Origin of the sequence: Terrisporobacter vanillatitrophus (genome assembly GCF_051148895.1) — a bacterium.
Classification (GTDB): domain Bacteria; phylum Bacillota; class Clostridia; order Peptostreptococcales; family Peptostreptococcaceae; genus Terrisporobacter; species Terrisporobacter vanillatitrophus.
Window position 1 is genome coordinate 613,539 of sequence record NZ_CP154625.1, and the last position, 14,255, is coordinate 627,793.

Annotated in this window: 12 protein-coding genes and 1 riboswitch; of the genes, 10 read left to right on the plus strand and 2 right to left on the minus strand. The window is 29.4% G+C overall.

The features are described 5' to 3' along the window. Positions 1-44: 44 nt before the first annotated feature. Complete coding sequence (locus tag TVTCOM_RS03215; protein WP_434798409.1) at positions 45-1,517, minus strand: APC family permease; 1,473 nt, start codon at positions 1,515-1,517, stop codon at positions 45-47. 209 nt (positions 1,518-1,726) lie between these two features. On the opposite strand from TVTCOM_RS03215, the gene TVTCOM_RS03220 reads away from it, so the two are divergent. From TVTCOM_RS03220 to gcvPB, 3 genes are all read left to right on the plus strand, one after another. After that, a complete protein-coding gene (locus tag TVTCOM_RS03220) occupies positions 1,727-2,362 on the plus strand; it encodes a DUF2628 domain-containing protein (protein WP_434798410.1) in 636 nt (211 codons plus the stop codon). 113 nt (positions 2,363-2,475) lie between these two features. Beyond that, positions 2,476-2,587: riboswitch (glycine riboswitch) on the plus strand. 192 nt (positions 2,588-2,779) lie between these two features. Then, entirely contained in the window at positions 2,780-5,263 is a 2,484-nt protein-coding gene (gene gcvPA, locus TVTCOM_RS03225; protein WP_434798411.1) for an aminomethyl-transferring glycine dehydrogenase subunit GcvPA, read from the plus strand. Between the two features lies 1 nt (position 5,264). Further along, entirely contained in the window at positions 5,265-6,713 is a 1,449-nt protein-coding gene (gcvPB, locus tag TVTCOM_RS03230) for an aminomethyl-transferring glycine dehydrogenase subunit GcvPB (RefSeq protein ID WP_434798412.1), read from the plus strand. Positions 6,714-6,814: 101 nt separating this feature from the next. On the opposite strand, the gene TVTCOM_RS03235 is transcribed toward gcvPB, so the two are convergent. Next, positions 6,815-7,762 carry a calcium/sodium antiporter gene (locus TVTCOM_RS03235; RefSeq protein ID WP_434798413.1) on the minus strand — a complete coding sequence of 316 codons (948 nt, stop codon included), beginning with the start codon at positions 7,760-7,762 and terminating at the stop codon, positions 6,815-6,817. A 374-nt stretch (positions 7,763-8,136) separates the two neighbouring features. On the opposite strand from TVTCOM_RS03235, the gene TVTCOM_RS03240 reads away from it, so the two are divergent. The 7 genes from TVTCOM_RS03240 to TVTCOM_RS03270 all read left to right on the plus strand — a co-directional run bounded on the left by TVTCOM_RS03240 (position 8,137) and on the right by TVTCOM_RS03270 (position 14,233). After that, entirely contained in the window at positions 8,137-8,223 is an 87-nt protein-coding gene (locus TVTCOM_RS03240; protein ID WP_434799712.1) for a hypothetical protein, read from the plus strand. A 180-nt stretch (positions 8,224-8,403) separates the two neighbouring features. After that, positions 8,404-8,565: a hypothetical protein gene (locus TVTCOM_RS03245; protein ID WP_434798414.1), complete on the plus strand. Its 162-nt coding sequence runs from the start codon at positions 8,404-8,406 to the stop codon at positions 8,563-8,565. A 154-nt stretch (positions 8,566-8,719) separates the two neighbouring features. After that, positions 8,720-10,561, plus strand: coding sequence for an asparagine synthase (glutamine-hydrolyzing) (gene asnB, locus TVTCOM_RS03250; RefSeq protein ID WP_434798415.1), 1,842 nt, complete (start codon positions 8,720-8,722; stop codon positions 10,559-10,561). A gap of 354 nt (positions 10,562-10,915) precedes the next feature. Beyond that, a complete protein-coding gene (gene glpK, locus TVTCOM_RS03255; RefSeq protein WP_434798416.1) occupies positions 10,916-12,451 on the plus strand; it encodes a glycerol kinase GlpK in 1,536 nt (511 codons plus the stop codon). A gap of 30 nt (positions 12,452-12,481) precedes the next feature. Then, a complete protein-coding gene (locus TVTCOM_RS03260; RefSeq protein WP_434798417.1) occupies positions 12,482-13,195 on the plus strand; it encodes an MIP/aquaporin family protein in 714 nt (237 codons plus the stop codon). A 326-nt stretch (positions 13,196-13,521) separates the two neighbouring features. Then, complete coding sequence (locus tag TVTCOM_RS03265) at positions 13,522-13,779, plus strand: hypothetical protein (RefSeq protein ID WP_434798418.1); 258 nt, start codon at positions 13,522-13,524, stop codon at positions 13,777-13,779. Positions 13,780-13,846: 67 nt separating this feature from the next. Continuing rightward, complete coding sequence (locus TVTCOM_RS03270; RefSeq protein ID WP_434798419.1) at positions 13,847-14,233, plus strand: DUF1667 domain-containing protein; 387 nt, start codon at positions 13,847-13,849, stop codon at positions 14,231-14,233. Positions 14,234-14,255 lie beyond the last annotated feature (22 nt).

Below are 14,255 nucleotides of genomic sequence, written 5' to 3' on the forward strand. Positions count from 1 at the left end.
CATGAGGTTTATGTTAAAAATAACAACCAAATGATTCGGTTTTATTATGCAATAAAATACATAACACCATATAAAAGAAGCACCGCAACGAATAAAATAACTACAATAGTTCTCCAAATCTGATATTCTTTATCAAGTTCAATTACTTCACTTTTACTTGGAGTAGGAACTGGCTCTTCATTTGTTACAATATCTTTATTTTTATTACTGAAGAATAAAAATACTATTATACCAATTGCACACCAGATAATACCTGTGATGAAGGCATCTTTCTCTAATTCAGTCATCATTATAATATAAGCAATTATACTTAAAACTGCTAAAAATATACCACAAGGAGATTTATATTCTCTTTTTAAATCAGGATGTTTTTTTCTAAGACCAATAAAAGCAAAGAATCCAATTATATAATAAAATAAATCAGCAAACAAACTAAGAGATGCCACATATAAAATATCTCCAATATAAATAAGTGCAATAGTTATAATACCTAAAAATATTATAGAAAAATAAGGTGTTTTATATTTTGGATGAATTTTTGAAAAATAATTTGGAATAACGCCGTCTTTTGCCATTTCATATAAATATCTAGATGGAGCAGCAATACAAGAGTTTAAAGTTGAAAAATCACCACCAAAAGCAATTCCAAGACATAACATTATTAGTGGAAAACCTAGTATGCCTGCTTGAATCATAGTATCTGCATAAGGAGCAGAAGATGTTTGAAGCATAGTAAGTTTTTCTATAGGAACTATGCCTAATAAGAAAAATTGAAAAGTTGCAGTTACTATAAATACTATAAATGGAGCAAGTTTTATAGCCCTTGGAATATTGATTTGTGGAAATTTGATTTCACCACCCATGGCACAACATGTCTCAAATCCAGCGAAACACCACCAAATTAAAGCAGTAGTAAATATAAAGCTCTTAATATTTGGATTTTCTATAATTCCTAAAGAGTAGTTTGTTGGTTGAATATTTCCTATCATAGAAATGAACCAAACTACGGCAACGCCCCAAAAAAAGAACATAAAGGCATTTTGTAATTTGCCTGAAATTTCAACACCTTTTAAATTAATAAACATAAATAATAAAATCACTATAACAGCTATAACTCTTGAATCAATAGCGAATGGAATTTTAAGAGCTTCCATCGTAGTTGTAAGATAAAAAGCAAAAGCAAGGGCTTCACCACTGGCAACTGCCATCAAAGATATAACAAAATTCCAACCAGCAAGCATACCCCAAACTTTACCAAGTCCTTTGGATGCATAATTGTAAGTTCCACCAGCATAAGGAATGGCAGATCCCATTTCAGCATAAAGCAATGACGGTATAATACTTGCAATGAATGCACATAAAGTTGCAAAAATAACATTAGGTCCTAAATAACCAACACCATTGGCTCCAACGGTAAATAAGCCAACACCTATAACTGTCCCCACAGTTATAGTAATGCTTTCCTTTAATCCAAGTATTCTATTCATAGAATAAGATTTGTCACTTGATGAATCCATTTCAATACCCCCTATTCTGAAATTTAGAAATTGAATAATTCTAAATTCTAACAATTTGTATTTATATAGTATATATAAAAATCAAGTATGTCAACTAAAATGGATTTACTATTTTATAGTATTGATAAATTGCAAATATTAATATATTATACTCTATTGTAGGAACATATTAATAATAGTACAATAAAAATATTTAAGGAGAGAAAATTATGGCTGAAGAAAATAAGTTCATATATTGCACAAATTGTGGAAATAAACTAGTTACTATAGAAGATAGCATAAAAAGTACTACTGAAAATTTTAAAGAAGCTGTAAAAAATAACGAAACATATAAAAGTTTTACAGATAATAGTTATGATGAAAATTATAGAGTTGATTTTGATAATAGAGATATGATTAACTTTATACAAAAGAAAGAAGAATATTATATACCTAAATTTAAGGAGATCCAAGAACTATACAAATCTACTAGTTGGAACTGGGCCGCATTTTTCTTTAATTCATGGTGGTTTTTATATAGAAAAATGTATGCTATAGGTTTTGGACTTATTATAGCAGATTTAGTAATTGGAGTATTAATACCATCTTTATCATTAATTACAAGTATAGCTATAGCCGTAATTTCGGGGCTATATGGAAATATAGCTTATTTAAAACATATACAAAATCAATTAATTTCTTTTACAAAAATGGATGATGATATAAAACAAAGATTAATATTAGATAAAGGTGGAGTTAATATAGCAATACCAATAATATTAGTTATAATTACCATAGGATTTTTATTATTGATAGGCGCATTAGGAACATTTTTATTTATGTTTTCTTCTCCATATTATTATTAGAATTATATAATTTAAGAATAAAAAGTCAGAAAAAACACAAAAGAAAATAAACAAAAACAGTTGAAAAATATTATGAACTCACATACAATGATTTTAGAATTAAATAAATCCAAATGATATTTACGAGAGACGTTTTTACCTAGGTAAAAAGGCCGAAGAAGCAATCTGAAAATCGCCATTAAATTTTCAAGAGAAACTTTCAGGCAAGAATATCGTAAATTGATGGAACTCTGGAAAGACTTTGCTCATTAAGAGTGAAAGTCACCGACGAAGAAAATGAGATTTTCTCATGAAAACTTTCAGGTAAATGAACAGAGGATATGTGGCTACTACTTGTAGTGTCTGCATATCCTCTTTTTTATGTTTATATAAAAAATTTTATGTTTATATAAAAAATGTGATGGGGGGAGTAATAGAATGATAGAATGTATGGAATTAAAAAGAACTAAATTATTTTCTACACATGAAAAGTTAAATGCAAAAATGTTTGAATTTGCAGGATGGGAAATGCCACTAGAGTATATAAGTGCAACTAAGGAGCATGACTATGTAAGAAGAAGTGCCGGGCTATTTGATGTTTCTCACATGGGAGAAGTTGAAGTTAAGGGAAAAGAAGCATTTAATTTTATACAGTATTTAATTACAAATGACATTACAAACCTGAAAGCAGAAGAGATTATATACTCACCAATGTGTTATGAAAATGGAATGACAGTAGATGATTTGTTAGTTTATATGATAAAAGAAGAGAAATATCTACTAGTAATTAATGCTGGTAACATAGATAAAGACTATGAATGGATTAAAAAACAAAGTAAAAAATTTGATGTAAACATAAATAATATATCTAATCATGTTTCTCAATTGGCAATACAAGGTCCAAAAGCTGAAGAAATATTATCTAAGTTAGTAAATATAAATTTAAGTGATATAGAGTTTTACAAATTTAAAAATAATGTAGAGGTTTGTGGAGAAAAATGTATAGTTTCAAGAACAGGTTATACTGGTGAAGATGGATTTGAAATATACTGTGACGAAAATGTGGTAGAGAAAATATGGAATGATATTTTAGAAACTGGAAAAGATAGCATAATACCAGCAGGCCTTGGAGCTAGAGATACTTTAAGAGCAGAGGTGAATTTACCTCTTTATGGTCATGAAATAAGTGAAGAAATATCTCCTCTGGAAGGTGGTTTAGGAATATTTGTTAAATTGAATAAAGAAAATTTTCTAGGAAAAGAATCTTTAATTAGTTTAAAATCACAAGAAACTCAAAGAAAATTAGTTGCTTTTGAAATGCAAGGAAAAGGTATGATAAGAAGTGGATATGAAATAGAAGTAGATGATAAAGTTATAGGATTTGTTACTACTGGACTTAAATCACCTACTTTAGATAAATTTATAGGAATGGCAATAATAGATAGGGATTATGCCAAAATTGGAAGTGAAATAGGAGTAAGAGTAAGAAAAAAACTTGTAAGTGCGGTAATAGTAAAAAGACCTTTTTATAAAAAACAATATAAAAAAACGGAAATAGTAAAGGAAGAATATAAACAATATTCATATATACCAGCAACTCATGAAGATGAAGAAAAAATGCTTAAAGCATGTAAAGTGAACAAAATAGACGATTTATTCTCAGATATTCCAGATAGTTTGAAATTAAAGAAAGATTTAGAATTAGAAGAATCAAAATCAGAATTAGAAGTTAGTCAGATAGTAAAAAACATGGCAGATAAAAATATTAGTACAGAAGAATTAATTTGCTTCTTAGGAGCAGGGGCTTATGATCATTATATTCCTTCAATCATAAAACATATTACATCAAGAAGTGAATTTTATACAGCATATACACCATATCAAGCAGAAATAAGTCAAGGAACATTACAAAGTATATTTGAATTTCAATCAATGATAGCAGAAATAACAAAAATGGATATAGCAAATGCATCTATGTATGATGGTGCAACAGCAGCAGTGGAAGGATGTTTATTAGCAGCTTCAAAAACTAGACGTAAAAAAGTAGTAGTAGGAAAAACTGTTCATCCAGAGACAAGAAAAATATTAAAAACCTATTTACAATTTAATAATTGTGAAGTTGTGGAAGTAGATTATGATAGGGAGTCAGGTATTACGGATTTAAATAGATTGAATGAAATAGTAGATGAGGATACTGCTTGTGTACTAATACAAAACCCAAACTTTTTTGGTGTCATAGAAGATGTGGATGAAGTTGGCAAAATAGCTCATGATAAAAAAGCTATGTATGTACTAAGTGTAAATCCAATAACTTTAAGTGTGCTAAAATCTCCAGGAGAAGTGGGAGCAGATATTGCTGTTGGAGATGCTCAACCTTTAGGAAATGCATTAAACTATGGAGGACCTTATGTAGGATTCTTAGCTATAAAATCAGGCTTGATAAGAAAAATGCCTGGTAGAGTAGTTGGCCAAACAGTGGATAGAGATGGAAATAGATGTTACTGTTTAACTCTTCAAACTAGAGAACAACATGTTAGACGTGAAAAGGCAACTTCAAATATATGCTCAAACCAAGGTTTGTGTGCTTTAAACTCAGCAATTTATATGGCGACTATGGGTAAAAAGGGCTATGAAGAAGTTGCAATGCAAAATATGCAAAAGTCACATTATGCAGCTAAGAAAATAAGCCAAGGTAGAAAATTTCAACCACTATTTAAAGGAAGATTCTTTAATGAATTTGTTGTAAAATCACCAATTGAAGTAGATGAGTTAAATAAAAAGTTATTAGAAAATAATATACTTGGTGGATATGATTTAGGCAAAGATTATCCAGAATTAGCAGGTTGTACTATGATTTGCGTAACTGAAAAAAGAAGTGTTAATGAAATAGATAAATTAATGAGAATTATGGAGGGAATATAAAATGAAAGAATATAATAGCTTATTAATTGAAATTTCCAAAGAAGGAAGAAAAGCTTATTCTCTTCCTAAACTAGATGTAGAACTTGTAAAATTAGATGAAATACTAGATTACAATATGATAAGAAAAACTGATTTAGAATTACCTGAATTAAGTGAATTAGATGTAGTAAGACATTACACTCTATTATCAAATAAGAATTTTGGTGTGGATACAGGATTTTATCCTCTAGGATCTTGTACTATGAAATATAATCCAAAAATAAACGAAGATATGGCTTCACTTAATAAATTTACTAATATGCACCCTTATCAATCTATTGAAACATCACAAGGATCTTTAGAATTAATGTATAATTTATCAAAAATGTTATGTGAAATAACAGGAATGGATGAGGTTACCTTACAACCTTCAGCAGGAGCCCATGGAGAATATACAGGGCTTATGATGATAAGAAAATATCATGAAAGTAGAGGCGATTTAAAAAGAACTAAGGTTATAGTACCAGACTCTGCTCATGGAACAAATCCTGCCAGTGCAAATATGGCTGGGTTTGATATTATTGAAGTTGAATCAACTAAAAATGGAGCAGTTGATATAAATAAATTAAAAGAAGTATTAAATGATGAAGTAGCAGCATTAATGTTAACTAATCCAAGTACTTTAGGATTATTCGAAAGAAATATAGAAGAAATAGCAAGCCTAGTTCATGAAGCTGGAGGACTTTTATATTATGACGGTGCAAATACAAATGCAATTATGGGAATAACTAGAGCTGGAGACATGGGATTTGATGTGGTTCATTTAAATCTACACAAAACATTTGCAGCGCCTCATGGTGGAGGAGGACCAGGAAGTGGCCCTGTGGGAGTGAAAAAAGATTTAATTCCTTATTTACCAGTGCCAATAATAGAAAAAGTAGATGATAAATATATATTAAATTATGATAAAAAGGACTCTATAGGAAAAATTAAAAATTACTATGGAAACTTTGCTGTAATGGTTAGATCTTTTGCATATATCTTAACTATGGGTAGAGATGGACTTAAAAAAGCAAGCGAAATGGCTGTTTTAAATGCAAATTACCTAAAAGAAAATCTAAAAGAAGATTATGATTTACCAATAGATGAAATTTGTAAACATGAATTTGTATTAAGAGGACCTCATAAAGAATACAATACAATGGACATTGCAAAAAGAATGTTAGACTATGGATATCATCCGCCAACAGTTTACTTTCCGTTAATAATAAGAGAAGCAATGATGATAGAACCAACTGAAACAGAAACCTTGGAGACTCTAGATAAGTTTATAGAAGCTATGAAATCCATAGCAAAAGAAGGAAGAGAAAATCCACAATTATTAACTTCAGCACCACATAATACTATTGTTAGTAGAGTTGATGATGCAAGAGCAGTTAAAAAACCTATCTTAACTTGGAAAAATAGATAAAAATTAATATACCTAAAAAATACCTAAGGAATTATATAATTATATATTTCATAGGTATTTTTTTATTATTGTTTATGTGATAGCTACTTTTTAGTAGTTATTTATCTCATAATAGTATAAGCCATATAAGCCAAGTATAATATAAGGAATATAATACCTTGTGATTTTACAAGTGAATTATCTTTTTTCATAAAGAAGTATAAAAGAACAGTTATAGCAACCATAAATATTACATCTATTAAGGCAAACGTACTTATAGTTATAGGGCTTATAATTGTAGCCAACCCTAAAACAAATAGGATATTAAAGATATTAGATCCTATAATGTTTCCTATTGCTATTTCTGTTTCACCTTTTTTTATTGCAACAACAGATGTTACAAATTCTGGTAAAGATGTACCGATAGCAACTATTGTTAATCCAACTAAGTTAGCACTCATTCCAAAAGATGTTGCTATATCAGTAGCAGAATTAACAACCATATCTCCGCCTAATACTATACCAACAACTCCAATTATACTTAATAAAATAGTTTTTGACATAGATGATTGTTCAGTAACTTCTACATCCATAGTTGTTGCAGCTTCGTTAGCAGTTTCTGGGTTACCTTTTTTAGCAGATTTTATTGTATCGATTAAGAAATATGTAAATACTGCTAGTAGTATTAATCCTTCTATTCTACCAATATTTAAATTTAATCCAAATAGTAATAACAAAACACTAACTAATAATAAAAAAGGTGCATCCTTTTTTATTGTACCTTTTTGAACAGGTAGTGTAGCGATTATTGATGAAACACCAAGAACTACAAGTATGTTGAAAAAGTTTGATCCCACAACATTAGCTACACTCATATCATTTTGTCCAGCTAATGATGATGTAATACTTACAGCTGCTTCTGGAGCACTTGTTCCCATGGCAACAATTGTAAGTCCTATGACCATAGAAGGAACATTAAATTTTTTTGCAATAGATGATGACCCTTCTACGAATAAATCAGCTCCTTTTATAAGGAAAAAGAAACCTATAATTAAGAGTAAAAATGACATTTTAATTCCTCCGAATTTAATTAAAATAATTTTCATGATATTATAGAATACCATAAAAACTAAATATTTACAAAATATTTTAAAAGAATAAAATAAGCTATCTATGAAAATAAATAGCTTATTTTATTCTAGATCTTTCACTTTTAAGAATAAAAATAATTGAATCATGAAAATATTCTTTGAGAACTTTATTTCACCCTTTAGGATTAAGTATATATTCTACATTTCTATAAAAAATTATTCCTAGAAATTATAATAACTTAAATATATTTGTCGAGATGGAATGAATTAAATAATATATGGAAAAAATTTTATTTTAATGAGAAGAATTAATAAAACAAATTAGAGAAAAACAAGACATACCTATTATAGTTATTTCAGCAAAAACTTCCTTGGAGGATAAAGTTAATATATTGGATTTAAGTGCAGATGATTACTTAATCAAGTCACTTGAGATATAAGAGATATTAGCTTGAGTAAATTCTTAGCTAAGAAAATATAGAAAATTTGGAAATGCGATTAATTATAACTTGTAAAATAAAGATGAATATAAATTCAAAGAATTAGTACTAAATGAGCAGTCTAGAACAGTTAAAATTAGAAATGAAAATATTTAAAGGAACAATTGCTAATTTTTTATAATGATTTTGATAAAAAATATAGATGTGGAATTGAACCGTGGTGATGAGGAAATAATAACTCAAGGTGATTTAAAAATTATAGAAAGAATTTTTATAAACCTAATTCAAAATGTAGCTAAGTATACAAAAGATACTTTTAAAGTATGTATAAAAGATGAATAAATTAAAAAAATAAGGGAAATACCTAATTATATACTATATATTTGAATAAAATTAACTATATTAAAATTTTAATGAAAATAAATAAACCTTAGCTGTATCAAAAATTATGTATTCATCATATAGTAATATATCTTGAACAAATGGAGGCTATATTATGTGTGGAATTGTAGGATGGTCTAATCTTAAAAATAATATAAGAGATTACTCCAATATAATGGATAAAATGATTAATACACTAAAGCTTAGAGGACCTGATTCAGGAGGATTACAAGTTTATGATCATGCATTAATTGGTCATAGAAGACTTGCTATAGTTGATCCAACTGGAGGTCTTCAACCTATGACGAAAAAAATAGGTAATAAAGAATATACTATTTGTTATAATGGAGAACTTTATAACACAGAAGAAGTTAGAACTAAATTACTTGTAAAAGGATATTCTTTTGATTCTTATGGTGATACAGAGGTTCTGTTAACATCATATATCGAATATGGTAAAAATTGTGTAGAATATCTTAATGGTATTTTTGCTTTTGGAATTTGGGACGAATATAATCAAGAGCTATTTTTATGTAGAGATCCACTGGGTATTAAACCACTTTTTTACTCTTATAAAGATGGTAATTTAGTTTTTGCATCGGAAATGAAAACTTTATTGAAACATCCATCTGTAGATTCAGTAGTAGATAAAGATGGTTTGCTTGAACTTATGTCTTTAGGACCAGGACGAAACCTAGGCAGTGGAATATTTAAAGATATAAAAGAAGTCCCACCAGCATTTTATTTAATATTTAATGAAAAAGGCATAAGTTTAAATGAGTACTGGAAACTAGAAGCAAGAGAACATGAAGATGATTTAGAAAAAACAAAAAATACTGTTAGAGATTTATTAGTAGAAATAATAGAAAATCAGCTTGTTAGTGATGTCCCTGTATGTACCTTTTTATCTGGAGGACTTGACTCAAGTATAATTTCGAAGGTTGCCTTTGATAAATTTAAAGAAAATGGATTTGATACCTTAAATACTTTTTCTATTGACTATGAAGACAATGATAAATATTTTAAGAAAAGTTTATATCAACCAAATTCTGACTCAGAATATGTAAAGAGGATGGTAGATTTCTTAGAAAGCAATCATCATAGCATTGTTTTAGATAATGTTGATTTGGCACACGCATTAGATGATGCAACTATAGCTGCTGATTTGCCAGGCATGGCGGATATAGATTCATCTCTATATTTATTTTCAAAAGAAGTAAGAAAATACGCTACAGTAGCTTTATCGGGAGAATGTGCGGATGAAGTATTTGGAGGATATCCTTGGTTTACAAGAGAGTACGACTCTATTGAAATATTTCCTTGGGCCAACTCTATAGGTTATAGAAAAAATATTTTAAAAGATGATTTAAAATCACTTCCTATTGAAGAATATGTAAAACAAACTTGTAGAGATAGTATAAATAGAGTACAGAAATTACCAGGAGAGAGTCACGAAGATAGAATAATAAGAGAATTATCTTATATCAATATTAAGCACTTTATGCTTACTTTAATTAATAGAAAAGATAGAATGACCATGTCTAATAGTTTGGAAGGAAGAGTACCTTTTGCTGACAAGAAATTAGTACAATATGCTTTCAATTTACCAAAAGATGTGAAGCTATTATATGGCAGAGAAAAAGGATTACTTCGTGAAGCTGTAAGAGGTTTAGTTCCAAATGAGATTATAGATAGGAAGAAAAGTCCTTATCCAAAAACTCACAATCCTGAGTATACTAAAGAAGTTAGTCGAATGTTAAGATTGATTTTAGAAGACAAAACTTCTCCAATTCATCAAATTGTGGATTATGACTTTGTATCTGGATTAGTTGATACAGGAGGTGCATCTTTTGAGCAACCTTGGTATGGCCAATTGATGACTGGTCCACAAGTTATCGCTTATTTAATTCAGTTTAATAATTGGATGAAGTTTTACGATGTTAAATTAGATATATAGATATAAAAAAGCCATTAATAAATTCTATATTAATGGCTTTTAAAAATTTATTTTAGATAAATTTTTTATAAATAAAAATTATTTTGTTAATAAAATATCAATAGTTGCTACTGAAAAAATAGTATGTTAACATTTAAATATAAAATTAAATAAGTATGTGTGAAGTATAAAATTGAATAAAAATACATGAGAATTGGAGAGTAATACTAAATAGGCGTAAGCCTCTATTTAGTATTATTTTTTTTGCGTAAAACTATTTAAAAAAAATAATTATACAACACAGGAAAACGTTTTAAAATGAATTGTTTAAGCTTATTAATTAAAATTTAATTATAAAATTAGGAGGAAAGGAATATGCCAAAATATGTAATGGCACTTGATGCAGGAACCACTAGTAACAGATGTATATTGTTCAATGAGAAAGGAGAAATGTGTAGCGTAGCACAAAAAGAATTTACACAATATTTTCCTAAACCAGGATGGGTTGAGCATGATGCAAATGAAATATGGTCATCTCAGTTAGGTGTTGCAGTTGAAGCAATGGCAAAACTAGGAATAGGTGCAGAAGACATAGCTGCAATAGGTATTACTAATCAAAGAGAAACAACTATTGTATGGGACAAAAACACTGGAGAACCAGTATATCATGCTATAGTTTGGCAATGCAGAAGAACATCAGAGTATTGCGATACACTAAAAGAAAAAGGTCTTACAGATAAGTTTAGAGAAAAAACTGGTCTTATAATAGATGCTTACTTCTCTGGTACAAAATTAAAATGGATATTAGATAACGTAGAAGGAGTAAGAGAAAGAGCAGAAAAAGGAGAGCTGTTATTTGGTACAGTAGAAACTTGGTTAATATGGAAATTAACTAAGGGTAAAGTTCATGTAACAGACTATTCAAATGCATCTCGTACATTATTATTTAATATAAAAGATTTAACTTGGGATAAAGAAATATTAGAAGAATTAAATATACCAGAGTCTATGTTGCCAGAAGCTAAACCATCAAGTGCTATATATGGATATACTGATGCTTCATACTTTGGTAAAGAAATAGCAATATCAGGAGCTGCAGGTGATCAACAAGCTGCTTTATTTGGTCAAACTTGCTTTAAAGCAGGAGAAGCGAAAAATACATACGGTACAGGATGCTTTATGTTAATGAATACAGGAGAAACTCCAGTATATTCTAAAAATGGATTAGTTACTACTATAGCTTGGGGGCTTGATGGAAAAGTAAACTATGCACTTGAAGGTTCTATATTCGTTGCCGGTGCATCAATACAATGGTTAAGAGATGAACTTAAAATATTAGATTCAGCAGCTGACTCAGAATATATGGCTAAAAAAGTTGATGATACTAATGGATGTTATGTGGTACCTGCATTTACAGGACTTGGAGCTCCACACTGGGATCAATATGCAAGGGGTACAATAGTAGGACTTACACGTGGTGTAAATAAATATCATATAATTAGGGCTACGTTAGAATCATTAGCATTCCAAGTAAATGATGTATTACATGCTATGAAAGCTGATTCAGGAATAGACTTAGAAGCGTTAAAAGTTGATGGTGGAGCAAGTGCTAATAATTTATTAATGCAAATGCAAAGTGATATGATTGATGCACCAGTTAAACGTCCAGTTTGTGTAGAAACTACAGCTATGGGTGCTGCATACTTAGCAGGTCTTGCTGTCGGATATTGGCAAAGTAAAGAAGATGTAATCAAAAACTGGGGTATAGATAAAATATTTGAACCAGCTATATCATGTGAAGAAAGAAAAGAAAAAATTGAAGGATGGAACAAGGCAGTTAAACGTTCTTATGGATGGGCAAAAGAAGATGAAGAAGAAGCAAAAGCAAAAGAGGCAACTAGCTTAAGCTAATAATTAAATTAAGTGGGGGAGTGAATATTAATGTTACCATACATAGGTGAATTTTTGGGTACGATGATTCTAATTTTATTGGGAGACGGTGTAGTTGCGAACGTATGTCTGGATAAATCGGGAATGAAAGGTGCAGGATCAATACAAATTACAATAGGTTGGGGTCTTGCAGTACTATTACCAGCATTTATATTTGGAGCAGCATCAGGAGCGCATTTTAATCCAGCTTTAACTATAGCATTAGCCATTGATGGTTCATTTGCTTGGTCTATGGTACCAGGATATATAATTGCACAGTTAGCAGGAGCATTTGCAGGTGCATGTTTAGTATATATTTTATTTAAATGTCAATTTGATGAAACAGATGATCCAAATACATTAAAAGGTGTATTTTGTACTGCTCCATCAATAGAAAACAAACCATATAATTTCTTAAGTGAAATAATAGGGACTTTCGTTTTAGTATTTGCAATAAAAGGAATTGGCAATGTTGCAGGTGTTGGAAACATGGGATTAAATTATCTATTTGTATTTGGAATAATAGTATCAATAGGTATGTCTTTAGGTGGATTAACTGGATATGCTATAAACCCAGCTAGAGATTTAGGACCAAGAATAGCTCATGCAATCTTACCGATAAAAGGAAAAGGAAGTTCTAGATGGGATTATGCTATAGTACCAATTTTAGGACCAATCGTAGGTGGTGCATTAGCAGCATGGTTATTTATGATTATACCATGGTAGTAAGTTGATAATAAAAAATAAATAAAAATTATATTAATAGAGATAAGGAGTCAAGTAATATAAAAGCAAGTTTTGTTGCGTTTATTTACTTGGCTTTATTTTTTTAGAAATAGGGTCATACGATGTGATAACGATACAGCTTTATCACATCTGTATAAAAGATATTTAATATAGTTCAATGTTTAGATGATAATAGCATACCTCTTAAATTAAGCCATACGGTAGTTGATATAAAGGGAAAGGAAAGAGTAGAAGGTGTTACCATAGCCGAATTTAAAGATGGAAAAATAGTTGATGGAAGTGAAGAGTACTATTCTTGTGATATATTGTTATTATCCTGTGGTTTAATACCAGAAAATGAGCTATTCCGTCAAATAGGTATAGAAATAAATCCAATAGATGGCGTAAGATACACTGCGCCAAAAACTATAAATATTGATAATATGCCTAATGAACTAATAATAAGATTTAGGGTGGCAAATGTATTTAAGGATCATTATATAGGAGTATATGTTGATGATTATCAGATTATTCATAAGAAAAGAAAAATAATGACCCAGGAGAGATGGAAGAAGTACTATTGAAGAAAGTACAGTTATCCATTTTCGAGAATATAAATAATATAACAATAAAGATAGAGGAGGCATAAAAATGGAAGCTTTGACAAGAGAATCGAACTATGTAGAGTTAACATGTATAGGATGTCCTCTTGGATGCAATTTAAATGTTGAGATGATTGGAGCAGAGATAATAGATGTTACAGGATATAGCTGTAAGCGAGGAAAAGAATATGCTCAAAAAGAACTTACTAATCCTACAAGAATAGTTACTTCTGTGGTAAAAGTTAATGGTGGAAATATGTCAGTTGTATCGGTTAAGACAGAAAATGATATACCAAAATGTAAAATTCAAGAATGTATAAAAGCATTGAAAAATGTTGAAATAGATGCTCCTATAAAAATAGGAGATATATTAGTAAAAAATGTAGCTAGTACAGGTGTTAATATAGTGGCTACTCGTAATATAAGGAAAGTATAAAAGAGTATAGAGGAATTTAAAT